The following is a 20,891-nucleotide window of genomic DNA, read 5'->3' as shown; positions in this document are numbered from 1 at the left end:
GCGAAAGCGCGACCTAAGGACACTGCATGTTAAGTATCAAGAATTTAAAAGTCAGCGCGGAAGGCAACGAGATCCTCAAGGGTCTGGATTTGGAGATCAAACCCGGTGAAGTGCATGCCATCATGGGGCCGAACGGCTCGGGCAAAAGCACGCTTTCGGCGACTCTCGCAGGGCGCGAAGAGTATGAAGTCACTGCGGGCGAGGTGACCTTTAAAGGTAAGGACCTGCTCGAGTTGGATCCGGAAGATCGTGCCGGTGAAGGCGTGTTTCTGGCGTTCCAGTATCCGGTGGAAATTCCCGGCGTCAGCAACCACTTCTTCCTGCAGACTTCGGTGAATGCGGTGCGAAAATACCGCCAGCAGGAGGCGCTCGATCGCTTCGACTTCGCTGATTTTATCGAAGAGAAGATTGAACTGCTGAACATGCCGCCCGATCTGTTGACCCGTTCGGTCAACGTCGGTTTCTCCGGTGGGGAGAAAAAGCGTAATGATATTCTGCAGATGGCGGCGTTGGAGCCGGATCTGTGCATTCTGGATGAAACCGACTCCGGTTTGGATATCGATGCGCTGAAGATCGTCGCCAACGGCGTAAACTCGCTGCGCGACGGCAAGCGCTCGTTCATTATCGTCACGCACTACCAGCGTATTCTGGATTACATCAAACCGGATTACGTCCATGTTCTTTCTCAGGGGCGCATCGTCAAATCCGGCGATTTCTCCCTGGTGAAACAGTTGGAGGAGCAGGGCTATGGCTGGCTTACCGACGAACAATAATTCACGCGCGCTGCAGCAGCTTTATAGCCTGTTCGAAGAGCGCGGTGGCGAGCATTCCGCTCATGCGCTGGCGCACTGGCAGCAGGCTTTGCGCCTGGGCTGGCCGACCCGCAAGCATGAGAACTGGAAATACACGCCGCTGGAAGGCCTGCTGGAGCAGCAGTTCCTGGAACCGCCTGTAGAGCAGATCAGCGCCGCTCAGGTCGATGCGTTGGCGTTGGCCCTCGATGCTTATCGCTTGGTGTTTATCGACGGCCGCTACAGTGCGGCGCTGAGTGACACTGAACTGGGTGATTACCAGTTTGATGTGGCCTCCTACGGCACGCCGCAGGCACTGCCTGAGCCGGTTCAGCCCGAGATATTTCTGCACCTGACCGAAAGTCTGGCGCAGGAAACCAGCATTATCCGCGTGGCGGCCGGCAAAAGCGTGGCGCGCCCCTTATACCTGTTGCATATCAGCAGCGGACGCGGTGCTGCGGGCGAAGTGAATACCGTGCATCATCGTCATCACCTTGAGATTGGGCGCAGCGCACAGGCCGAAGTGATTGAGCATTACGTCAGTTTGAACGATGCCGCGCATTTTACCGGCGCACGCCTGACCGCCAACGTGGCTGACAATGCCCAGCTGCATCACTGCAAACTGGCGTTTGAAAGCCAGCCAAGTTACCACTTTGCCCATAACGATTTGGTGATTGGCCGCGACGCGCAGGTGAAAAGTGACAGCTTCCTGCTAGGCGCGGGCCTGACGCGCCACAACACCAGCGCGCAGCTGAACGGCGAAGGATCTAATTTGGTGATCAACAGCCTGGTGCTGCCGGTCGGCAAAGAAGTATGCGATACCCGAACTTATCTGGAGCACAACAAGGGTTACTGCGAAAGCCGCCAACTGCACAAAGTGGTGGTTAGCGACCGCGCCAAGGCCGTGTTCAATGGCATGATCAAAGTGGCCAAGCACGCGATTAAAACCGATGGGCAGATGACCAACCACAATCTGCTGTTGGGCAAGGTGGCGGAGGTCGATACCAAACCGCAGCTGGAAATCTATGCCGATGACGTGAAGTGCAGCCATGGTGCCACCGTCGGGCGTATCGATGAAGAGCAGCTGTTCTATCTGCAATCGCGGGGCATCGACAAGCACGCGGCGCAGCAGATGATTATTTTTGCCTTTGCCGCTGAGCTTACTGAGGGGATCGGCAACGAAACCATCCGTGAATCGGTGTTGGCGCGCATTGCACGGCGCTTGCCGGAGCCGGGGGAGGCCGCATGAGTTTTCCCATCGAACGTGTACGCGGCGATTTCCCGATCCTGTCGCGTGAGGTCAACGGCCAGCCTCTGGCTTACCTCGACAGCGCGGCCAGTGCACAAAAGCCGCAGGCAGTAATCGATCGCGAGTTGGATTTTTATCGTCACGGTTATGCGGCGGTGCATCGCGGCATCCACACCATGAGCGCCGAGGCGACTCAGGAAATGGAAGCGGTGCGTGAAAAGGTGGCGGCGTTTATCAATGCCGGCTCGGCGGAAGAGATCGTATTCGTTAAAGGCACCACCGAAGGCATCAATCTGGTGGCCAACAGCTTTGGCCGCCACTTCCTGCAGCCCGGTGACAGCATCATCATCACCGAGATGGAGCACCATGCCAACATCGTGCCCTGGCAGATGCTGGCGCAAGAGCGTGGGCTGAACCTGCGCGTCTGGCCGCTACAGCAAGATGGCACGCTGGATTTGGCACAGCTGCCTGGATTGATCGACGCCTCTACCAAACTGCTGGCGCTGACCCAGGTTTCCAACGTGCTGGGCACGGTCAACCCGGTGCAGGAAATTACGGCGCAGGCTAAAGCTGCCGGTCTGAAGGTGCTGATTGACGGTGCGCAGGCGGTCATGCATCAACGGGTTGATGTGCAGGCGCTGGATTGTGATTTCTACGTGTTTTCCGGCCACAAGCTGTATGGGCCTTCCGGTATCGGTGTTCTCTACGGTCGTCAGGCGCTGTTGCAGCAGATGCCACCGTGGGAAGGGGGCGGCTCGATGATTCAGCAGGTGAGCCTGACCCTCGGCACCACCTATGCCGAGCCACCGTGGCGTTTTGAAGCCGGTTCCCCCAATACTGCGGGCATGATGGGACTGGGGGCGGCGATTGACTATGTGAACGCGCTGGGGCTGGAGGCGATTGCTGACTATGAGCATTCGCTGATGCATTATGCGCTGGAAGCGCTGCAGCAGGTGCCGACGCTGAAGATCTATGGTCCGGCGGATCGCGCTGGAGTGATCGCCTTTAATCTGGGCGAACACCATGCCTATGACGTCGGCAGCTTCCTCGATCAGTACGGCATCGCCATTCGCACCGGACACCATTGCGCGATGCCGCTGATGGCGTTCTATAATGTGCCGAGCATGTGCCGCGCCTCGTTGGCGTTGTATAACACCCGCGAAGAAGTTGACCGGCTGGTGGCCGGGCTGCAGCGAATTCAAAAACTGCTGGGATAGGGTAGACTGTCGGGCATGGCGCTATTGGCTGAACGCCGGTGGCCAGTGACATGGGGTCGGCATGCCGGCCCCTGAATTATTGAAAGGAACCTCATGGCGAACTTGCCGGATAAAGAAAAGTTGGCGCGTAATTTTTCCCGTTGCCTGAACTGGGAAGACAAGTACCTGTATGTCATCGAACTGGGTGCGAAGCTGCTGGCGCTTGACGATAGCGAACGTCAGGCGAGCAATCTGATTTCCGGTTGTCAGAGCCAGGTGTGGATTGTGATGCGGCTAGATGAACAAGGCCAGGTCGAGTTTCACGGGGATAGCGACGCCGCTATCGTCAAAGGGCTGCTGGCGGTGGTGTTTATTCTTTATCATCAAATGACGCCACAGCAGATTGTCGAGCTGGATGTGCGGCCGTTTTTCGCCGAACTGGCATTGAGTCAGCACCTGACGCCTTCGCGTTCTCAGGGGCTGGAAGCGATGATCCGCGCTATCCGCAGTCAGGCCGCCAAACTCTGATATTCCCGAGGCTCATTGATACGGCACCCGTATTTGCTATGTCAATGAGTCTTTACAAAACCCGCCCAGCCCTGTCATTCACCCCGCAAATCAGTGACATATCAGCAGCTTATCCCTTGACGTTATACTGACAAATGGAGAAAGCGATTACGTTATAACATGTTGATTTTTAGAGGACTTATTGCCTTTGACGTCAGCATTGCTAGTATTAATCAGGTCTTGTCTGATTTACCGGTCGCCAAGTGCCAGATAGCCTTGTGGCCGAACCGTAATAAGCATAATAGGGATGATAATGAAACGTGCGTTGAGTTTAATGGGCATGCTATTTGCCACCGTACTGACTGGCACGCAAGCCGCCAGTGCGAGCGAATACCCGCTGCCGCCGCCGGACAGCCGTCTGATTGGCGAGAACACCACCTATACCGTACCGAACGATGGGCGTCCGCTGGAGGCCATTGCTGCCGACTATAAAATTGGTCTGCTGGGCATGCTTGAGGCCAACCCGGGTACCGATCCCTTCTTACCGAAGCCGGGTTCGGTGTTGACCATCCCGACCCAAATGCTGTTGCCGGACACCAAGCGCGAGGGGATTGTAGTCAACCTGGCTGAACTGCGTCTGTACTACTATCCGAAAGGTGAGAACAAGGTTATCGTTTATCCTATTGGCATCGGCCAGACCGGGATGCACACCCCGCTGCAGGTGACCTCCGTTAGCCAAAAGATCCCGAATCCGACATGGACGCCTACGGCCAATATCCGCAAGCGCTATCTGGAGAAAGGCGTGAAGCTGCCAGGGGTGGTGCCGGCAGGTCCGGATAACCCTATGGGCCTGTTCGCCATGCGCCTGGCTATGGGGCACGGTGAGTATCTGATCCACGGCACCAACGCCAACTTCGGTATCGGCATGCGCGTCAGCTCCGGCTGTATCCGCCTGCGTCCAACGGATATCGAGGCGTTGTTCAACATGGTACCGCGCGGTACCCGCGTTCAGGTCATTAACGACCCGGTGAAAATCTCCGTTGAGCCAGACGGTAAACGTTACGTAGAAGTGCATCAACCGCTGTCGAGAGTGGAAAGCGACGATCCGCAGACCATGCCGATTACGTTGTCCAAAGCCGAGAAGGCTTTTGTTGGTGATGCACAGACCGACAAGGCCGTGTTCGATAGCGCGGTTGTACGCCGCTCTGGCATGCCGGTGCTGGTTAACGTGGGGCAGAACCCCTCTGACGTCAGTTTGGCGCCTGTAGCCTCACAGGAAGCGAATAAGGGCCCATTCAAGGGTGCACCTATCAGTTCGGTGAATTAAAACGGGTCGTAATGGATGATCCTGAGGGGGTTCAGCGTGCTGAGCCCTTTTTTTTCGCCTGGTGGCAGGGGGTAATCTGGGGGATTTGCAGACAAAAAAAACGGCGCACATTGTGCGCCGTTTTCAATAACCGAAGCTAACTTACTTTTTGTAAGCGTGTGCTTGGTTGTCCAGGCGCTGGTTAGCACGTGCTGCGTCGTCTTTAGCTGCTTGAACGTCAGAACGGATTGCGTTCACGTCGTTGCTCAGCTGGTCAACTTTAGCGTTCAGAGTCTGAACGTCAGAAGACAGTTGATCGATTTTAGCATTGCTTGAACAGCCAGCCAGCATAGTGGAAGCCAGGATTACCGCGCCCAGTACCAGTTTAGTACGATTCATTATAACACCCTCTAGATTGAGTTAATCTCCATGTAGCGTTACAAGTATTACACAAACTTTTTTCGAAAGAGAATAATTTTTTTGGATTGGAGTGCTTTATTTTGATCGTTCGCTCAAACTTACACCTTCTTTTGAAAAATAGTTAAAAAATGTAGGGAAAACAGCTGGATTCCATGGGACAACTCCGATTTATAATTAGCTAAATAATGAGCAATCCACGGTTGCGTTTTTGAGAAAACAGTTTACCAGTGCTAAAAAAAACGCCGCTAAGCGGCGTTTTTGTCAAAATAATTATGTCACGTTTTATATTAAAGCACGTGAACCGAGGCAGTATTGGTAGTGCCGCTTGGAACCAGTGCACCGGAAACCATCACCACAACGTCGCCTTTTTGTGCCAGACCGCTGGCCAGCGCCGCTTCTTTACCGATGCGATAGAAGTCGTCGGTAGAGGCAATTTCCTTGACCATCTGTGGGATCACGCCCTTGGTCAGAATCAGCTGATGCGCGGTGGTTTCGTTGGTGGTCAGCGCCAGGATCACGGCGTTAGGGAAGTATTTACGCACGGATTTGGCAGATTTGCCGCCGCTGGTGGCAACCACGATCAGTGGCGCATCCAGTTTCTCTGCGGTTTCAACGGCGCCACGGCATACGGCTTCGGTGATGCGCAGCTTGCGGTTGTCGTTCAGGCTGTCGATACGGCTTGGCATCACGCGATCTGTGCGCTCACAGATGGTCGCCATGATGGTAACGGCTTCAAGCGGGTACTTACCCTTGGCGCTTTCGCCTGACAGCATCACCGCGTCGGTACCGTCCAGAATGGCGTTAGCCACGTCGCCGGCTTCTGCACGGGTAGGGCGCGGGTTCTTGATCATGGAATCGAGCATCTGGGTGGCGGTGATCACCACTTTACGTGCGCGGTTACATTTTTCGATCATCATCTTCTGAGCGAAGATCACTTCTTCTACCGGGATTTCTACGCCCAGATCGCCACGAGCTACCATGATGCCGTCAGAAGCTTCGAGGATTTCATCGAAGTTGTTCAGGCCTTCCTGGTTTTCGATTTTGGAGATGATCTGGATTTGCTCGCCGCCGTGGGCTTTCAGGTGCTCACGGATTTCCAGCACGTCTGAACGCTTGCGGATAAAGGAAGCGGCAACAAAGTCCACACCCTGTTCGCAGCCGAAGATCAGATCGCGCTTGTCTTTTTCAGCCAATGCCGGCAGCTGGATGGAAACGCCCGGCAGGTTAACGCCTTTGTTTTCGCCCAGGTCGCCGCTGTTGAGCACCTTACAGACCACTTCATTTTCGGTCACGTTGGTGACTTCCATGCCGATCAGGCCGTCGTCTACCAGCACGGTGTTGCCGATTTTCAGGTCAGCACTAAAACCGGCGTAGGTGACCGCAACGCGTTCGCTGTTGCCGATAACGCTCTGATCGGTGGTGAAAGTAAAGGTCTGGCCGGCAACCAGAGAGGCATCTTTGCCGCCTTCCAGTTTCATGGTGCGGATTTCCGGGCCTTTGGTATCCAACAGGATACCGGCGTTCTGACCGGTTTTCGCCATCACGGCGCGCATGTTCTTGATGCGGTTGCCGTGCTCTTCATAATCGCCGTGGGAGAAGTTAAGGCGCATTACGTTCATGCCGGCGTTCAGCAGGTTGGTCAGCATTTCTTCCGATTCGGTTTTTGGACCGATGGTACAAACAATTTTGGTCTTTTTCATGACGGAGTTTTCTACAAGTTGTGATGGATAATAAAACGAATAAAACCAGCGGTCAGGCCACTGATAAGGGATTTGAGTCGTGCCTGGTGGTGCAAAACATAGTTAAGGATAGGTGACCGGAGTCGAAATGGGGCGGAAAAATTCAGCCCGCGCCGGGATGCGGGGATGCTGCGCAACGTGATGAGATGAAAATGTGTTGTTATTGCGTTTTCGCAGATCAAGGGCTGAAACCATTCAACTGAAAGACGTTGCGCATTATAAAGGCTAAGCGGCGGGAAACAAAATAAAAAACCGGTGCTAACGCTCGGATCCGCTAAATCAGCAGCAAATGTGGCGCAAATGCAAACTGACAGCTGCGGTTTGTTGCGCAAATAACCTTAGTGTAAACGTGCCATTGGCCGATTTTAGCCGGATACGATGATTTCCAGCAGCGTGCCGGCTGACAGGCAGAAGCAGCCGCTGGCGATGTTTGCGGGGATGGCGATAGTTTCACCGGCCACGATCACCTGAGTGTCATTACCGACGGTGAATTCAAACTCACCGGAAACCACCCGCGTCTGCAGAGCGTAAGCCCGCTTTTGCAGTTGGCCGAAGGTCCCTGCGTCGAACTTCACTTCCGTGGCGCTGGTGCCGTCGCTCATTACCCCTTGCCTGCGGGTAAGACCGGTATCCAGTTTTTCAAACGGAGTCTCTGCGGTAAATTTCAGCATGGGATCTGTCCTGATAGGGTATTGGTCTTGATAATACCTGATGTGGTTTACGGTAGCAGGAGCAAAGTTTTTAAAGATAGAGGAACTGCCGGGCCGATAGGGTAAAGCTGCGGATATTATGATTTGGTGCGTCCGAGTGGACTCGAACCACCGACCCCCACCATGTCAAGGTGGTGCTCTAACCAACTGAGCTACGAACGCACTGCACTGCTTTAGAATTTTGGTGCGTCCGAGTGGACTCGAACCACCGACCCCCACCATGTCAAGGTGGTGCTCTAACCAACTGAGCTACGGACGCACTGTACTGCTTTAGGAATTTGGTGCGTCCGAGTGGACTCGAACCACCGACCCCCACCATGTCAAGGTGGTGCTCTAACCAACTGAGCTACGGACGCATCTTTTCCTGTCTGTCATGGCTGACAGCGGGGACGAATATTAACGAGCAACCCGCGCGCTGGCAAGGAGAAAAACGTAATTTTATCCGGTATTTCACGCGATTGCTGCGCTTGTGTGCAGTGCGGCGGTTTTTTCTGCAATCCATGCCGATGAAGCCACCGGTCGACGTAGCCAACCGGTGGTGATACTTAGCGGGTAGAGCGCTGCAGGATCAGTGCGGCAGGCTGTTTTTGCAGCCAACGCATACGCAAGGCCATCATGATAGCGGCGAAGGTCAGCCCGATAATAAACCCAATCCAGAAGCCGCTTGGCCCCATCGCCGGCACGACAATGTCGGTCAATGCCAACAGATAACCGCTTGGCAGCCCCAGCACCCAATAGGCGATAAAGGTGATGAAGAAGATCGAGCGGGTGTCTTTATAGCCACGCAGAACGCCGCTGCCAATCACCTGAATAGAATCGGAGATCTGGTAAATGGCTGCCAACAGCATCAGCTGCGATGCCATGGCCACTACCGCCGGGCTGTCGTTGTACAGCAGGGCAATTGGCTCGCGGAAGGTGGCGGTGAACAACGCGGTGCAGCAGGCCATCAGAATACCGACGCCGATAGCCGAATAAGCGGCAATCCGCGCCCCTTCGACCGAGCCTTCGCCCAACCGATAACCAACGCGAATCGTCGCGCTGACGCCCAACGACATAGGTAACACGAACATCAGCGCGCTGAAGTTCAGGGCAATCTGGTGCCCGGCCACCGAAACGATGCCCAACGGGGAAACCAGCAGGGCGACGACGGCGAACAGCGTGACCTCGAAGAACAGCGCCAGCGCGACCGGCAGACCGATGCCGAACAGGCGTTTTATTGCCGGCCAGTCGGGCCGCGGGCTGCTGCCTTCGTGTGGCAAAATATCGCGCTGTGAAGGGGCGCGCTTCACATACCAGCGCATTGCCAGGAACATAAACCAGTAAACGCTGCCGGTCGCCACGCCACAACCGACGCCGCCCAATTCCGGCATGCCGAACTTACCGTAGATAAAGATGTAGTTGATCGGGATATTCACCAGCAGGCCAAGGAAGCCAATCACCATACCCGGCTTGGTTTTCGACAACCCTTCGCACTGGCCGCGCAGCACCTGGAAGAACAGATAGCCAGGCGCGCCCCACATGATGGCGTGCAGATAGCCCACGGCTTTATCCGCCAGTTGCGGGTCGATATTGTGCATCAAGTCGATGACGAACTTGCTGTTATACAGCACGATAATCACCAGCAGCGAGACCGCCGCCGCCAACCAGAAGCCCTGACGCACCTGATGAGCGATGCGATCTCGTCGGCCCGCGCCGTTAAGCTGTGCGATGACCGGCGTCAACGCCAACAACAGACCGTGACCGAACAAAATGGCCGGCAGCCAAATAGAGGTCCCGACGGCGACCGCCGCCATATCTGTGGCACTGTAGGCGCCGGCCATAATGGTATCTACCACGCCCATTGCGGTTTGTGATATTTGCGCGATGATTACCGGGATTGCGAGGGCCAATAAACTACGCGCTTCAATGAAGTACTTCTGCACGCATACACCTTTTCTATTTATTTATGATGGAGGGGAGGGTCGTCGCGAAAGGACAACAATTAAAAATAGCGGAATTTTGTCAAAAAGATTGTACCCGCTCGGCGGGGTTAAGCAAATGCTGTGATGAAATAGTTATTAAATGCGCAGGCGCAGACTTTTTGTCGCCCCGGGTTTGGATTTCCTCGCCAACTGGGGCAAACTGCCTCCAAACGTTGTAAACATTTTCAGAAAGAAGAGGCTCACATGTTCACCGGTATCGTACAAGGCACCGCGCCGCTGGTCGCCATTGATGAAAAATCCAACTTCCGTACCCACGTCATAGAAATGCCCACTGAGCTGCTGCCTGGATTGGAGCTCGGTGCGTCCGTGGCGCATAACGGCTGCTGCCTGACCGTCACCGCGGTAGAGGGTAACCGCGTAAGCTTTGATCTGATCAAAGAAACGCTGCGTTTGACCAACCTCGGCGATCTGGCGTTGGGCGATGTGGTTAACATTGAAAGAGCGGCCAAGTTTAATGATGAAATTGGCGGTCACCTGATGTCCGGCCATATTATCTGCACGGCGGAAGTGGCCAAGATTTACACCTCCGAGAATAATCGTCAGGTGTGGTTGCGTATGCCGGATGCGGAACTGATGAAATATGTCCTGCATAAAGGGTTCATCGGTATTGACGGAATTAGCCTGACCATCGGTGAAGTGGTGAATAACCGTTTTTGCGTGCACCTGATCCCGGAAACGCTGGAGCGCACCACGCTGGGCAAAAAACGCCTGGGCGATAAGGTGAATATTGAGATCGACCCGCAAACGCAGGCGGTGGTAGATACCGTCGAGCGGGTGCTGGCAAGCCGCGAAGCGGCAATGGCGGCGGCGAGCGCGCTGGCGCAGAAGATCTGACAAACGACCCACCAGAGAGGAGCAATCGCGTGAAGTTTTATGGGAAAACGTTGATGTTAGCGGCGCTGCTGGCGCTGAGTGCTTGTAGCAGTTCGCCGGACCAGGGCGCAGCCAACCCGACAGTGGATGCCGATAGCGACACCTGTGGTGCGGCGCAATACCAGAATTATGTCGGTAAACCGATGTCTTCGCTGGAAGGCGTACGAATTGAGTCGCAGGTACGTGCGATTCCGTATAACTCAGCGGTCACGATGGACTTTAACCTGCGCCGCCTGAATTTCCTGGGCGACAGCGAGGATAAAATCATCCGCGTGTATTGCGGCTGATGCTTTTGCAGGTCATGTATAAGAATAACCCCGGTTAATTGGCCGGGGTTTTTTATTGTGCGTATTTAGCGCGTCACGCGGATACCGCCTTCTACGCCTTTCGGGCTGAAGACGACCTGCCAAAGTTGAATGTCACGGGCACGAAATGCTCCGGCGCAGGCGTTCAGGTAATAACTGAACATGCGCTCGAAACGATCCGAATAACGCTGGGCCAACTGCGGCCAAGCCTGTTTGAATCTTTCGTACCACGCCATCAGGGTGCGATCGTAATCAGCGCCAATATTGTGCCAATCTTCCATCACGAAATGCCCTTCGCTGGCCTGGGCAATATGAGTAACCGACGGCAGGCAGCCATTCGGGAAGATATATTTGTTGATCCACGGGTCAACATTCATATCTGTCCGATTCGAGCCAATGGTGTGTAGCAGGAAAAGGCCGTCCGGTTTTAAATTACGTTCCACCACGTTGAAGTAGGTGCGGTAATTTTTCGGGCCGACGTGCTCAAACATGCCGACGGAAACAACGCGGTCAAACTGCAGATGCAAATCTCGGTAATCCTGCAGCAGGATCTCTACGTCCAGTCCGGCACAGCGCTCTTGCGCCAGCTTTTGCTGCTCGGCGGAAATGGTGACGCCAACCACCGAAACGCCATAGTTTTTAGCCGCATAGGCAGAAAGACCGCCCCAGCCGCAGCCGATATCCAGCAAACTCATGCCTGGCTGCAGCTGCAGTTTTTCGCAAATCATCTGCAATTTGGCTTCCTGCGCTTCTTCCAGCGTGGTCGCCTCTTTCCAGTAGGCGCAGGAATATTGCATATAAGGATCCAGCATCAGGGTAAAGAGATCGTTCCCCAGATCGTAATGTTCTTTGCCGACAATCCAGGCGCGTTTCTTCGATTGCAGATTAGTTAATCGCGCGGCGGCAATACGCAGGGTATCTTTGAGATGGCGGGGCAGTTTCTTTTCCAGACCGGCGCGGACCACGTGATGAAAGAATATATCCAGCCGTTCGCATTCCCACCAGCCGTCCATATAACTTTCGCCCAGGCCGAGAGAACCTTCCTGCAGCACGCGTTTAAAAAAATTAGGATTTTTAACCTGAATATCGAAAGGGCGCGAGCCGTTTATTTCAATACCGGCCATGCTGAGCATTTCATGAGCGATACGGTACCATTGGTTGTCCTGGATGCTCACATCTTCTATACACGATGAACTCATAGCTTCTCCATCACCTTCTTCTGACTTATGACCCGTCAAAAAAATAGCTTAGACCTATTCTGCGGGTGCATACGTTTACCTACGGTAAAAAATCCCGTGGCGTCTGATATCCGACTATGAACAGAGGAAAATTTTAAGAAGGTTCCTGCGCAAGAAACGCGGGAAAGACAATCCTTAAAAAAGTGTGACGCCATACGCGTACACAACAGTTGCTAGTGATAAAGAAATTATAAAAGTGTTATTTTTAAAGGTCGTTTTTGAGTATAGGCTTGCCGAGGCGCTTACTCAACTGTAAATCGCACTCGGCAAAAATATTCTTTAAGTGATTATTAATCCTGGTAATTATGACGCGGAGTTAGCATGCTCCTGGCGCGTCGCCTGCCGATCGTCCATCACCTTTCTCCGTTGCATCAAATAGCCCAACGCGGCCAGTACCACCGTCGAAACCATCACCGTGACCGTTGCCAACAGAGGCTGAGCAATAAAGGCCGAAACCAGCATGCTGGCGACAAAACACAGGCCTAACTGCAGCGTGTTTTGCAAGGCGGCAGCTTTACCGGTGCCCTCCGGGAACGGGGTCAACGCATTGGCTACCACGATAGGGTAAATGGCTCCGTTGACCAACGCCATCACGCAGAACGGAATTAACAACGTAGTAAGCGTGGGCTGAGTTAACGTGGCAACCAGATATAATGCAACCATACTGATGCCATAAACTACCAGCAGCCAGGGCAACAAGGTGTTGCCATTCATGCGGTTTAACGCGGTACGGCAACCATAGCCTCCCAATAAGAAAGCCAGAGTCTGCGGCACATAGCTAAGGCCGATATCATTCGGGCTGTAGCCCATCTCGCCAAGAATAAACGGCGAACCGGTCAGCCAGGCGAAGAAACCGGCAGAACAGGCGGCAAAGATCATGACGTTGCCGCTGAAAATGCGAGATTTCAGCAGTTGCATGAAGCTGAGCGCGCTCTTCTTATTGTCGGTGGAAGGCACGGTTTTGGCGCTTTCTTTCAGCATCAGCGTCGGCAGCAACAGGATCACGGTGATGCCCAGCAACACGGCAAAAATGGCGCGCCAGCCCATGTGGTTCAGCAACCAGGCACCCACCAATGGCGCCAGCGCCGGTGAAAGAGCCACCAGCGGCATAATGGTGGCGAACACTCGGTTAGCCTTGCCTTCGCGATAGCGGTCAATCACCAACGCCTGCCAGGTAACGGCGGCGGAACAAACCCCAATCGCCTGGATAAAGCGCAGCGACCAAAGTTGCACGGCATTTTGTACCCACAGCATGCCGAGGCAGCCGAGGGCAAACAGCGCCAGGCCGATCAGCAACACCGGTTTACGGCCTAGGCGATCGGAAAGCGGGCCCCACAGCAGTTGTGCAAAGGCAAACCCGGCCAGGAAGATACTCAGGCTGGCGCTGATGGCCCCGGCGGAAATCTGCAGGTCTTGCTGCATCATGCCAAAGGCGGGCAGGTACATGTCGGTGGCCAGGTAACCCAGCATGCTCAGGCCGGCAAGGTAGAACATAAAACCAAAGGAATTTCGCATGGTATTTCTCGTTAATATTTTATTGTCGCAGGTTTTTAGCGCCGGCAAGTGTATCCGGCTGGATCTCTGCTTGTGAAACGGTAATATTTGCGAGGTGCTGTTAAAAAAATTGAAGGCAAAACTATGTGGTCTGAATATTCCCTGGATGTCGTCGATGCGGTGGCCCGTACCGGCAGTTTCAGCGCTGCGGCGCAGGAACTGCATCGGGTGCCGTCGGCGGTAAGTTACACGGTGCGGCAGCTGGAGCAATGGCTGGCGGTGCCGCTGTTTGAGCGTCGTCATCGTGACGTGGAACTGACACCGGCGGGCGTGCTGTTTATTCAGGAAGCGCGTGGTGTCATCAAAAAAATGCTCGACACGCGACGACAGTGCCAGCAGGTGGCTAACGGCTGGCGGGGCCAGTTGAAAATTGCGGTAGATATCATCGTTAAACCCCAGCGTAGCCGCCAATTGGTGCTGGATTTTTACCGCCATTTCCCCGACGTCGAACTGCTGGTTCAGCCGGAGGTGTTTAATGGCGTGTGGGATGCGCTGGTGGACGGTCGTGCCGATATGGCGATCGGTGCCACAAGGGCGGTGCCCGTGGGCGGCGGTTTCGCCTTTCGCGATATGGGGGATATGTGCTGGCTGTGCGTGGCCAGTCCACAACATCCTCTGGCCGCGATAGAAGGGCTGTTGAACGACGATCAACTCCGGCCTTTTCCGTCGCTGTGCCTGGAAGATACTTCGCGCAACCTGCCCAAACGCGTGACCTGGACGTTGGACAACCAGCGACGCCTGGTGGTGCCGGACTGGGCCTCTGCGATAGATTGCCTGTGTGCCGGGTTGTGCGTTGGCATGATGCCCGCGCATCGGGTATTGCCTTTGGTGCAGCGCGGGGAACTGGTGGCGCTACAGTTGCAACAGCCATTTCCCGCCAGCCCTTGTTGCCTGACCTGGCAGCAAAATACGCCGTCACCGGCGATGGCCTGGTTACTGGATTATCTGGGAGACAGTGAAACCTTGAATCAGGAGTGGCTAAGCGAAGAATGACGCCGGAAACCGCGAGGGTTTCCGGCGCAGATAATTAGCGGCGATAATCGATGAACGGGCCGTCAGCGACCGAACGGCGCTCGACCAGCTTGGGATGAACCTCAATGACCTGCGACTCTTCACGTTTGCTGATAATGCGATCCAGCAGCATGGTGAACGCCATCTCACCCAGACGTTCTTTGGGCTGATGGATCGTGGTCAGTGCCGGGGTGAAGTAGCGGGCATTTCGTACGTTATCGTAGCCAATCACCGAAATGTCCTGCGGCACGCGCAGCCCAAGTTCATCGGCGGCGCAGATCGCCCCCATGGCCATGATATCGCCACCGCAGAATACCGCGGTAGGGCGTTGCTTCTGCGACAGTATCTGATGCATGGCCTTGTAACCGGATTCCGGCTCAAAGTCGCCCTGAACAATCCACTCTTCGCGCACGTCGATATTGGCTTCTTCCATGGCTTTTAAAAAGCCCTGATGGCGGCCGCCGCCGGTATTGCGTGCCAGCTGGCCCGGAATGGCTCCGATATCGCGGTGGCCGCGTTCAATCAGGTAGCGCCCGGCCAGATAGCCGCCTTCGAAGGCGTTATCGATAATGGTGTCGGTAAAGTCACCGCGTGCAGCGCCCCAATCCATGACGACCATCGGGATATTGCGATAATCTTCCAGCATGCCGAGCAGTTGGTCCGGGTATTCCGAACACATGACTAACAGACCATCGACGCGCTTTTGCGCCAACATCGCCAGATAGGCGCGTTGTTTGTCCAGATTGTTATGCGAGTTGCACAGGATCAGCGTATAGCCTTTGCTGTAGCAGCTGTTTTCCACCGCCTCGATCACTTCGGCAAAGTAAGGTGCTTCGCTCGACGTGGCCAGCAGACCAATAGATTTGGTGTGGTTGACCTTGAGGCTGCGCGCCACGGCGCTGGGTGAATAGTGCAGCTCTTTGATCGCGGCGCCAACGGCCGCTTTTGTCTCTTCGGCGACGAAACGAGTCTTATTGATGACGTGCGAAACGGTGGTGGTGGAAACGCCAGCGCGTTTGGCCACATCTTTAATCGTTGCCATGTAAAGAATGACTCCTGAACTCACATGTTGCAGTATGTAAGTGTGATGTTAATCGTTTGCCTGCGTAGATCCTTCTCCAAAGAAGCGAAAACTGAGTTTTTAGTGTGTTGAAGTCGTCAGCGCTTGGTCAGGAGGGGCATTTTGCCGGTACACAGTTGTGAACTGCGAATTTTGTCCCATATTGAGCAAAAGGGGAAGAGGTAATCGGTATTATAAACTGGGAAATGATAACAAGATTTTATCGGCCAACTGTGGGAAAATGGTTTAACACATTAATTGTGTGCCTTTTACCCTTGGGAAACCCAATCTGAAAAGGAGTTGTAATGGATACCGATTTGAAAATGTCACTGTTCACCACCCTGGGTGCGCTGGCTGTGATTATCGCTTTTAGCTTCACCGCTGCATTGAACTGATACTCTTCAGTCAACCAGGCGCAGTTCGCTACGCCTGGTTGTATTTCCCCGCTTTACGCCAGATTTTCCTCCACAAATGTCCAGTTAACCAGCGCCCAGAAGTTTTCCAGGTAGGCCGGTCGTGCGTTGCGATAATCGATGTAGTAGGCGTGTTCCCAAATGTCGACGGTCAGCAGCGGTTTGTCTTCACCGGTCAGCGGCGTGGCCGCGTTCGAGGTATTAACAATCGCCAGCGAGCCATCCGGTTTTTTCACTAACCAGGTCCAGCCTGCGCCGAAGTTTTTCACCGCGGCGTCGCTGAATTGTTCCCGGAAGGCGGTAAAAGAACCAAAAGCCTGATTGATCGCCGCGGCCAGTTTGCCCTGGGGCTCTCCGCCGCCCTGAGGTGACAGGCAGTGCCAATAGAAGGTGTGATTCCATACCTGGGCCGCATTGTTGAAGATGCCGCCGCTGGAAGCCTTGATGATAGCTTCAAGGGAGGAGCCTGCAAACTCGCTGCCTTTCAGCAGATTGTTCAGGTTGACCACGTAGGCGTTGTGATGCTTGCCATAGTGGTATTCCAGGGTTTCTGCCGAAATGTGCGGTTCGAGGGCGTTTTTTTCATAAGGTAGTGCGGGCAGTTCAAACGACATTGCTTCCTCCTTGTACAGTGCCAATTTTCCGTCAGAGCAACGGAAACGCAATTGGCCTGTTTTTATTGTGGATATTTAGCTTAGCAATTTTCGCGATGAAATACAGTGGGGCGGGCTAAAGGATTGGGTGCTTTAGGGACAGCAGGAAAATCAGTCAGGGGAGAGCGGCTGGGCAAGCCAGCCGCCAAAGAAATTATCGAATGGTTTTCGGTGTTACTACACGGCGAGCGCCGATGTAATGGTTTTGCCAGTAGTCATTGTCGAGCTGGCTGATCCGAATTTCTTCACCGGTACGCGGTGACTGAATGAATTTGCCGTTGCCCAGATAAACGCCAACATGGTCTGCTACGCCGCGGTTATTAATGCGGAAGAACACCAGGTCACCGCTTTCCAGCTCGCTTCTCTTGATCGGCGCGGCGTCGCGCAGGTGGTACATCTCGTTGGCGGTGCGCGGCATTTTGATTTTCACCACGTCTTTATACGCGTAGTAAATCAGGCCGCTGCAGTCGAAGCCGGTTCTTGGTGAAGTACCGCCCCAACGGTAAGGCTTGCCCATTTGGTCCATCAGCTTGGCCATCGCGGTTTGCTTGGCATGCTGGTAGCGTTTTTTGTGCGCTGGAGTCAGCTTCAAGGGTTTATCATCACGCACCAACTTCGCAGTAGCCATACCGGCTTCGCGGTGGCGACCATAGCCTTTTTTGTAACCCTTCTTCGGCGGGGTAACTTTGATTTTGGCTATTTTCTGAGTTTTGCCTTTCGATTTGGCGCTGACGATCTTTTTAGCGGTTTTCTCCGTTTTGGCTTTGGAAAGCTTAGCGGTTTTCTGCGGGGTGGTGGTTTTGGCTTTTTTGCTGGCTTTTACCGCTTTCTTTTTCTTGCGGTCATCGGGCCGGGCTTCGTTGACATGGCTTTTGCGTTGCTCGGCGGCAATACGCGCCTGCGGCGCAGCATGCGCCAGATTGAAGAATAGCTGCGTAAACAACAGCACAAAAAGCGTAAGAATTAAACGCATGTCGACGTTACCAACCTTGGCCCCGGAACAGATATCGAAAGAAGGACAGTATTCCCGAATTTCGCCATATAAAACAGCGAAGAACTCATAAATGATAATCCATATTGTGAGAAAACGTTAATGGCATTTTTTTTGCCGAAAAATCAAACCGTTGATGTATAAAAAAACGACAATCACCGTCGACGGGATTATTTAGCGGCGCATTTTGATGACAAAATATATTAGTGAAATGGCCAGATTAAAAATGTTATTCTGCGCATATGTTTTGACCGGAAAGGCTTTGCCGGTAAGACGCGACTGACTACGGGGAAATGCCCTTGCAAAAGATGGCGTTTTCTTGCGACTGTTCCAGCCGCTACAATGGCCGGTGTGATGCATGTTGTAGCCATAAGACTTGGCTTGAGGAAGCAATACAATGACGACGACGATTGAAAAAATTCAGCACCAGATCGCTGAGAACCCGATTCTGTTGTACATGAAGGGTTCACCGAAATTGCCAAACTGCGGTTTCTCTGCGCAAGCCGTGCAGGCGCTGTCTGCCTGTGGCGAACGCTTTGCCTACGTTGATATTCTGCAGAACCCGGACATCCGTTCCGAGTTGCCTAAATACGCCAACTGGCCGACCTTCCCACAGCTGTGGGTCGACGGTGAGCTGGTAGGCGGCTGCGATATCATCATCGAAATGTATCAGCGCGGCGAACTGCAGCAGCTGATCAAAGAAACGGCAGAGAAGTACAAACAGCAGGAAGACCAGCAGCCATAATCGGCTCGGTTTTATTGTTGGGTTCCATCGGGCGGCACCAGTGAAGACTGGGCCGCCCGATTTTTTTGTCTTAGTCGGTGTTTTCGACCGCCAGTGGCCAGCCACCCAGGCGTTTCCAACGGTTGACCAGCTCGCAGAACAGCAAAGCGGTTTGCTCGGTGTCATACAGGGCAGAGTGCGCCTGGGAACTGTCGAACGGGATATCGGCGGCGATGCAGGCTTTGGCCAGCACCGTTTGCCCCAGCACCAGCCCGCTCAACGCCGCGGTGTCAAAGGTGGCGAAGGGATGGAACGGGTTGCGTTTCAGGCTGGCGCGCTCTGCGGCCGCCATCAGGAAGCTGTGATCAAAATTGGCATTGTGCGCCACAATGATTGCCCGGTTGCAGCCACGATCCTTGATGCCCTTGCGCACGGCTTTAAAAATAGCGTGCAACGCATCGTGCTCACTGACCGCACCGCGTAATGGGTTACTTGGGTCGATGCCGTTAAAGGCCAGCGCCTCCGGCTGCAGGTTGGCACCTTCAAAAGGCTCCACGTGGAAGTGCAGGGTCTCGTCCTGCTGCAACCAGCCGTTTTCATCCATTTTTAACGTAACGGCGGCAATCTCCAGCAGCGCGTCGGTTTTGGCATTAAATCCGGCAGTTTCTATATCTATGACTACGGGGTAAAACCCACGAAAACGGCCACTCAGGGCGTTAAGATCACTTTTTTCGGCCATCAGTTTCTTATCTTCATCGAATGCAGCGCGCATTATGGCAAATTTTGCGCCCGGTTGCAGGCGGTTATCACGCAGATAAAAATAAGGGCGCAGGAAGCGCCCTTAATCGACCTCAGTGGCCCAGACCATGCCCGGCATGTTTGTTCTCGATCAGTTCGATCTTGTAACCGTCCGGGTCTTCAACGAAGGCGATCACCGTGGTGCCGCCTTTTACCGGGCCGGCTTCGCGAGTAACCTTGCCGCCGGCGTTGCGGATGCTGTCACAGGTTGCGGCGACATCGTCGACGCCCAGCGCCAAATGGCCAAACGCGCTGCCCATTTCGTAGCTGTCGGTGCCCCAGTTATAGGTCAGTTCAATCACCGCACCTTCGCTTTCATCGGTATAGCCCACAAACGCCAGCGAGTATTTGTATTCCGGGTTCTCGCTGGTACGCAGCAAGCGCATGCCTAATACCTTGGTATAAAAGTCGATGGAACGTTGCAGGTCACCGACGCGGATCATGGTATGGAGTAAGCGCATAATTCCTCTGATTGGATGTGCCGTTGCCAATGGCGGATGGATTGAAGCGAAATTCAGTATAGCGTTGCCGCATAAGGGATTTCAATGTATGGCGGGGCGGGAGCGGCAGAGTTAGAGTGACATTGTCACCATTATTAATGGCAATCGCACAGTATGTGCCCTATGGTTGATGGAAATAGGTACTATACCCCCCGCAAGGAACAGCAGGGTCGGATAGCGATCCAGACTCAGGGTGGATTGCCTCAATTTATACATTTGGATCTGGTTAATATGTTTTTTTGTTTTTTCCCGTGCGGAATGATGGCTACTGCCGAAGGAGATCATCAATGGATGAAATGCTGATTCTGGTGGATGCCGAAGATAATTCCGTGGGGTCACAAACCAAAACGCTGGTTCACCAGCAGGGATTACTGCACCGGGCGTTTTCAATTTTTATTTTTGACGGCCAGGGCCGACTGCTACTGCAACAGCGAGCTTTCGGTAAATACCATTCTGCCGGGTTGTGGACCAACACGTGCTGTGGTCACCCGCGCTGGGGGGAAGCGACGCAGGCGGCCGCACAGCGGCGGTTGCAGGAAGAGATGGGCTTTTGCACTGAGCTACTGAAGGTATCGAGTTTTACCTACCGCGCGGAAGTGCCAGGCGATTTAATTGAGCACGAATTTGATCATATTTACGTGGGCTTGTTTGACGGTGAACCGCAAGAGGATCCTGAAGAAGCCCACAGCTGGTTGTGGGTCGATATTCGGCAATTAACCCAGGAGCTAAAAAATGACCCTGATAAATTTACCGTTTGGTTTCGCAGCATAATGAATAATATTGACGCCGCTGAGATTGACCGTTGGAGACAGTTGGTCTCCCGTTAAATTGCTTCCGAACCGATAAACGACAAAAGCCCGCCGGCATTCGC

The 20,891-nt window shown here is 54.0% G+C and carries 22 protein-coding genes and 3 tRNA genes; 11 read left to right on the top strand and 14 right to left on the bottom strand.

Features of this window, described 5'->3' with window-relative positions:
• The first annotated feature begins 26 nt into the window (after nucleotides 1-26).
• The 5 genes from sufC (at nucleotide 27) to H5P17_RS08905 (ending at nucleotide 5,070) form a co-directional block, all read left to right on the top strand.
• A complete protein-coding gene (sufC, locus tag H5P17_RS08925; RefSeq protein ID WP_044550535.1) occupies nucleotides 27-773 on the top strand; it encodes a Fe-S cluster assembly ATPase SufC in 747 nt (248 codons plus the stop codon).
• Nucleotides 748-2,040, top strand: a complete 1,293-nt coding sequence (gene sufD / locus H5P17_RS08920) for a Fe-S cluster assembly protein SufD (protein WP_044550538.1) — start codon at nucleotides 748-750, stop codon at nucleotides 2,038-2,040. Before sufC ends, sufD begins: the two co-directional genes overlap by 26 nt.
• On the top strand, nucleotides 2,037-3,257 hold the full coding sequence (gene sufS, locus H5P17_RS08915; RefSeq protein WP_044550541.1) for a cysteine desulfurase SufS: 1,221 nt from the start codon (nucleotides 2,037-2,039) through the stop codon (nucleotides 3,255-3,257). Before sufD ends, sufS begins: the two co-directional genes overlap by 4 nt.
• Nucleotides 3,258-3,350: 93 nt before the next feature.
• On the top strand, nucleotides 3,351-3,764 hold the full coding sequence (gene sufE, locus H5P17_RS08910; protein WP_182822430.1) for a cysteine desulfuration protein SufE: 414 nt from the start codon (nucleotides 3,351-3,353) through the stop codon (nucleotides 3,762-3,764).
• 292 nt (nucleotides 3,765-4,056) lie between these two features.
• Nucleotides 4,057-5,070: a L,D-transpeptidase family protein gene (locus H5P17_RS08905; protein WP_182822428.1), complete on the top strand. Its 1,014-nt coding sequence runs from the start codon at nucleotides 4,057-4,059 to the stop codon at nucleotides 5,068-5,070.
• Nucleotides 5,071-5,211: 141 nt separating this feature from the next.
• Here H5P17_RS08905 and H5P17_RS08900 read toward each other — a convergent pair whose 3' ends face one another.
• The 7 genes from H5P17_RS08900 to H5P17_RS08870 all read right to left on the bottom strand — a co-directional run bounded on the left by H5P17_RS08900 (nucleotide 5,212) and on the right by H5P17_RS08870 (nucleotide 9,840).
• Nucleotides 5,212-5,448 carry a major outer membrane lipoprotein gene (locus H5P17_RS08900; protein WP_005165631.1) on the bottom strand — a complete coding sequence of 79 codons (237 nt, stop codon included), beginning with the start codon at nucleotides 5,446-5,448 and terminating at the stop codon, nucleotides 5,212-5,214.
• Between the two features lie 308 nt (nucleotides 5,449-5,756).
• A complete protein-coding gene (pykF, locus tag H5P17_RS08895; RefSeq protein ID WP_182822426.1) occupies nucleotides 5,757-7,169 on the bottom strand; it encodes a pyruvate kinase PykF in 1,413 nt (470 codons plus the stop codon).
• Nucleotides 7,170-7,573: 404 nt separating this feature from the next.
• On the bottom strand, nucleotides 7,574-7,879 hold the full coding sequence (locus H5P17_RS08890; RefSeq protein WP_182822424.1) for a cupin: 306 nt from the start codon (nucleotides 7,877-7,879) through the stop codon (nucleotides 7,574-7,576).
• 124 nt (nucleotides 7,880-8,003) lie between these two features.
• A tRNA-Val gene (locus H5P17_RS08885) sits at nucleotides 8,004-8,080 on the bottom strand.
• 20 nt (nucleotides 8,081-8,100) lie between these two features.
• Nucleotides 8,101-8,177: transfer RNA gene (locus H5P17_RS08880), tRNA-Val, on the bottom strand.
• Nucleotides 8,178-8,197: 20 nt separating this feature from the next.
• A tRNA-Val gene (locus tag H5P17_RS08875) sits at nucleotides 8,198-8,274 on the bottom strand.
• A gap of 189 nt (nucleotides 8,275-8,463) precedes the next feature.
• Nucleotides 8,464-9,840 carry an MATE family efflux transporter gene (locus tag H5P17_RS08870; protein WP_044550583.1) on the bottom strand — a complete coding sequence of 459 codons (1,377 nt, stop codon included), beginning with the start codon at nucleotides 9,838-9,840 and terminating at the stop codon, nucleotides 8,464-8,466.
• A gap of 243 nt (nucleotides 9,841-10,083) precedes the next feature.
• Here H5P17_RS08870 and H5P17_RS08865 point away from each other — a divergent pair, with 243 nt between their 5' ends.
• The gene (locus H5P17_RS08865) at nucleotides 10,084-10,734 is read left to right on the top strand and encodes a riboflavin synthase (RefSeq protein WP_044550585.1); all 651 of its coding nucleotides are present in this window, start codon (nucleotides 10,084-10,086) and stop codon (nucleotides 10,732-10,734) included.
• A 29-nt stretch (nucleotides 10,735-10,763) separates the two neighbouring features.
• A complete protein-coding gene (locus H5P17_RS08860) occupies nucleotides 10,764-11,060 on the top strand; it encodes an I78 family peptidase inhibitor (RefSeq protein WP_182822422.1) in 297 nt (98 codons plus the stop codon).
• A gap of 65 nt (nucleotides 11,061-11,125) precedes the next feature.
• Here H5P17_RS08860 and cfa read toward each other — a convergent pair whose 3' ends face one another.
• Together cfa and punC are read right to left on the bottom strand one after the other, a co-directional pair.
• Nucleotides 11,126-12,277 carry a cyclopropane fatty acyl phospholipid synthase gene (cfa, locus tag H5P17_RS08855; RefSeq protein ID WP_182822420.1) on the bottom strand — a complete coding sequence of 384 codons (1,152 nt, stop codon included), beginning with the start codon at nucleotides 12,275-12,277 and terminating at the stop codon, nucleotides 11,126-11,128.
• A gap of 342 nt (nucleotides 12,278-12,619) precedes the next feature.
• A complete protein-coding gene (gene punC / locus H5P17_RS08850) occupies nucleotides 12,620-13,831 on the bottom strand; it encodes a purine nucleoside transporter PunC (protein ID WP_182822418.1) in 1,212 nt (403 codons plus the stop codon).
• Nucleotides 13,832-13,954: 123 nt separating this feature from the next.
• Here punC and punR point away from each other — a divergent pair, with 123 nt between their 5' ends.
• Entirely contained in the window at nucleotides 13,955-14,863 is a 909-nt protein-coding gene (gene punR, locus H5P17_RS08845) for a DNA-binding transcriptional activator PunR (protein ID WP_182822417.1), read from the top strand.
• A gap of 34 nt (nucleotides 14,864-14,897) precedes the next feature.
• Here the strand turns inward: punR and purR are convergent, their stop codons facing one another.
• Nucleotides 14,898-15,923 (bottom strand): HTH-type transcriptional repressor PurR, encoded by a 1,026-nt coding sequence (purR, locus tag H5P17_RS08840; RefSeq protein WP_020826669.1) that lies wholly within the window; start codon nucleotides 15,921-15,923, stop codon nucleotides 14,898-14,900.
• Nucleotides 15,924-16,246: 323 nt separating this feature from the next.
• On the opposite strand from purR, the gene H5P17_RS08835 reads away from it, so the two are divergent.
• Entirely contained in the window at nucleotides 16,247-16,336 is a 90-nt protein-coding gene (locus H5P17_RS08835; RefSeq protein ID WP_020826670.1) for a YnhF family membrane protein, read from the top strand.
• A gap of 53 nt (nucleotides 16,337-16,389) precedes the next feature.
• Here H5P17_RS08835 and sodB read toward each other — a convergent pair whose 3' ends face one another.
• Together sodB and H5P17_RS08825 are read right to left on the bottom strand one after the other, a co-directional pair.
• A complete protein-coding gene (gene sodB / locus H5P17_RS08830) occupies nucleotides 16,390-16,968 on the bottom strand; it encodes a superoxide dismutase [Fe] (protein ID WP_182822415.1) in 579 nt (192 codons plus the stop codon).
• A 193-nt stretch (nucleotides 16,969-17,161) separates the two neighbouring features.
• Nucleotides 17,162-17,980, bottom strand: a complete 819-nt coding sequence (locus H5P17_RS08825; RefSeq protein WP_182822413.1) for a C40 family peptidase — start codon at nucleotides 17,978-17,980, stop codon at nucleotides 17,162-17,164.
• 415 nt (nucleotides 17,981-18,395) lie between these two features.
• Here H5P17_RS08825 and H5P17_RS08820 point away from each other — a divergent pair, with 415 nt between their 5' ends.
• On the top strand, nucleotides 18,396-18,743 hold the full coding sequence (locus H5P17_RS08820) for a Grx4 family monothiol glutaredoxin (RefSeq protein ID WP_182822411.1): 348 nt from the start codon (nucleotides 18,396-18,398) through the stop codon (nucleotides 18,741-18,743).
• A 70-nt stretch (nucleotides 18,744-18,813) separates the two neighbouring features.
• On the opposite strand, the gene rnt is transcribed toward H5P17_RS08820, so the two are convergent.
• Nucleotides 18,814-19,494 (bottom strand): ribonuclease T, encoded by a 681-nt coding sequence (gene rnt, locus H5P17_RS08815; protein ID WP_044550607.1) that lies wholly within the window; start codon nucleotides 19,492-19,494, stop codon nucleotides 18,814-18,816.
• 79 nt (nucleotides 19,495-19,573) lie between these two features.
• Nucleotides 19,574-19,981 (bottom strand): lactoylglutathione lyase, encoded by a 408-nt coding sequence (gloA, locus tag H5P17_RS08810; RefSeq protein ID WP_041414525.1) that lies wholly within the window; start codon nucleotides 19,979-19,981, stop codon nucleotides 19,574-19,576.
• Between the two features lie 326 nt (nucleotides 19,982-20,307).
• Between gloA and idi the strand changes: the two genes are divergently transcribed.
• On the top strand, nucleotides 20,308-20,847 hold the full coding sequence (gene idi / locus H5P17_RS08805) for an isopentenyl-diphosphate Delta-isomerase (RefSeq protein WP_044550614.1): 540 nt from the start codon (nucleotides 20,308-20,310) through the stop codon (nucleotides 20,845-20,847).
• Nucleotides 20,848-20,891: the final 44 nt, after the last annotated feature.

It is taken from the genome of Serratia sp. OS31 (assembly GCF_014164835.1).
Taxonomy (GTDB): domain Bacteria; phylum Pseudomonadota; class Gammaproteobacteria; order Enterobacterales; family Enterobacteriaceae; genus Serratia; species Serratia liquefaciens_A.
Note: the sequence above shows the minus strand (reverse complement) of the source record. Positions and strands in the feature narration are given on the sequence as shown.

What these genes read in the sequence shown, in the direction of transcription:
- sufD (WP_044550538.1), top strand. Translation starts at nt 748, where the DNA reads ATGGCTGGCTTACCGACGAACAATAATTCACGCGCGCTGCAGCAGCTT.
- idi (WP_044550614.1), top strand. Translation starts at nt 20,308, where the DNA reads ATGGATGAAATGCTGATTCTGGTGGATGCCGAAGATAATTCCGTGGGG.
- H5P17_RS08900 (WP_005165631.1), bottom strand. Translation starts at nt 5,448, where the DNA reads ATGAATCGTACTAAACTGGTACTGGGCGCGGTAATCCTGGCTTCCACT.
- gloA (WP_041414525.1), bottom strand. Translation starts at nt 19,981, where the DNA reads ATGCGCTTACTCCATACCATGATCCGCGTCGGTGACCTGCAACGTTCC.
- punR (WP_182822417.1), top strand. Translation starts at nt 13,955, where the DNA reads ATGTGGTCTGAATATTCCCTGGATGTCGTCGATGCGGTGGCCCGTACC.
- sufC (WP_044550535.1), top strand. Translation starts at nt 27, where the DNA reads ATGTTAAGTATCAAGAATTTAAAAGTCAGCGCGGAAGGCAACGAGATC.
- cfa (WP_182822420.1), bottom strand. Translation starts at nt 12,277, where the DNA reads ATGAGTTCATCGTGTATAGAAGATGTGAGCATCCAGGACAACCAATGG.
- purR (WP_020826669.1), bottom strand. Translation starts at nt 15,923, where the DNA reads ATGGCAACGATTAAAGATGTGGCCAAACGCGCTGGCGTTTCCACCACC.
- sufE (WP_182822430.1), top strand. Translation starts at nt 3,351, where the DNA reads ATGGCGAACTTGCCGGATAAAGAAAAGTTGGCGCGTAATTTTTCCCGT.
- pykF (WP_182822426.1), bottom strand. Translation starts at nt 7,169, where the DNA reads ATGAAAAAGACCAAAATTGTTTGTACCATCGGTCCAAAAACCGAATCG.
- H5P17_RS08820 (WP_182822411.1), top strand. Translation starts at nt 18,396, where the DNA reads ATGACGACGACGATTGAAAAAATTCAGCACCAGATCGCTGAGAACCCG.
- H5P17_RS08905 (WP_182822428.1), top strand. Translation starts at nt 4,057, where the DNA reads ATGAAACGTGCGTTGAGTTTAATGGGCATGCTATTTGCCACCGTACTG.
- rnt (WP_044550607.1), bottom strand. Translation starts at nt 19,494, where the DNA reads ATGCGCGCTGCATTCGATGAAGATAAGAAACTGATGGCCGAAAAAAGT.
- punC (WP_182822418.1), bottom strand. Translation starts at nt 13,831, where the DNA reads ATGCGAAATTCCTTTGGTTTTATGTTCTACCTTGCCGGCCTGAGCATG.
- H5P17_RS08890 (WP_182822424.1), bottom strand. Translation starts at nt 7,879, where the DNA reads ATGCTGAAATTTACCGCAGAGACTCCGTTTGAAAAACTGGATACCGGT.
- H5P17_RS08865 (WP_044550585.1), top strand. Translation starts at nt 10,084, where the DNA reads ATGTTCACCGGTATCGTACAAGGCACCGCGCCGCTGGTCGCCATTGAT.
- H5P17_RS08825 (WP_182822413.1), bottom strand. Translation starts at nt 17,980, where the DNA reads ATGCGTTTAATTCTTACGCTTTTTGTGCTGTTGTTTACGCAGCTATTC.
- H5P17_RS08835 (WP_020826670.1), top strand. Translation starts at nt 16,247, where the DNA reads ATGGATACCGATTTGAAAATGTCACTGTTCACCACCCTGGGTGCGCTG.
- sodB (WP_182822415.1), bottom strand. Translation starts at nt 16,968, where the DNA reads ATGTCGTTTGAACTGCCCGCACTACCTTATGAAAAAAACGCCCTCGAA.
- sufS (WP_044550541.1), top strand. Translation starts at nt 2,037, where the DNA reads ATGAGTTTTCCCATCGAACGTGTACGCGGCGATTTCCCGATCCTGTCG.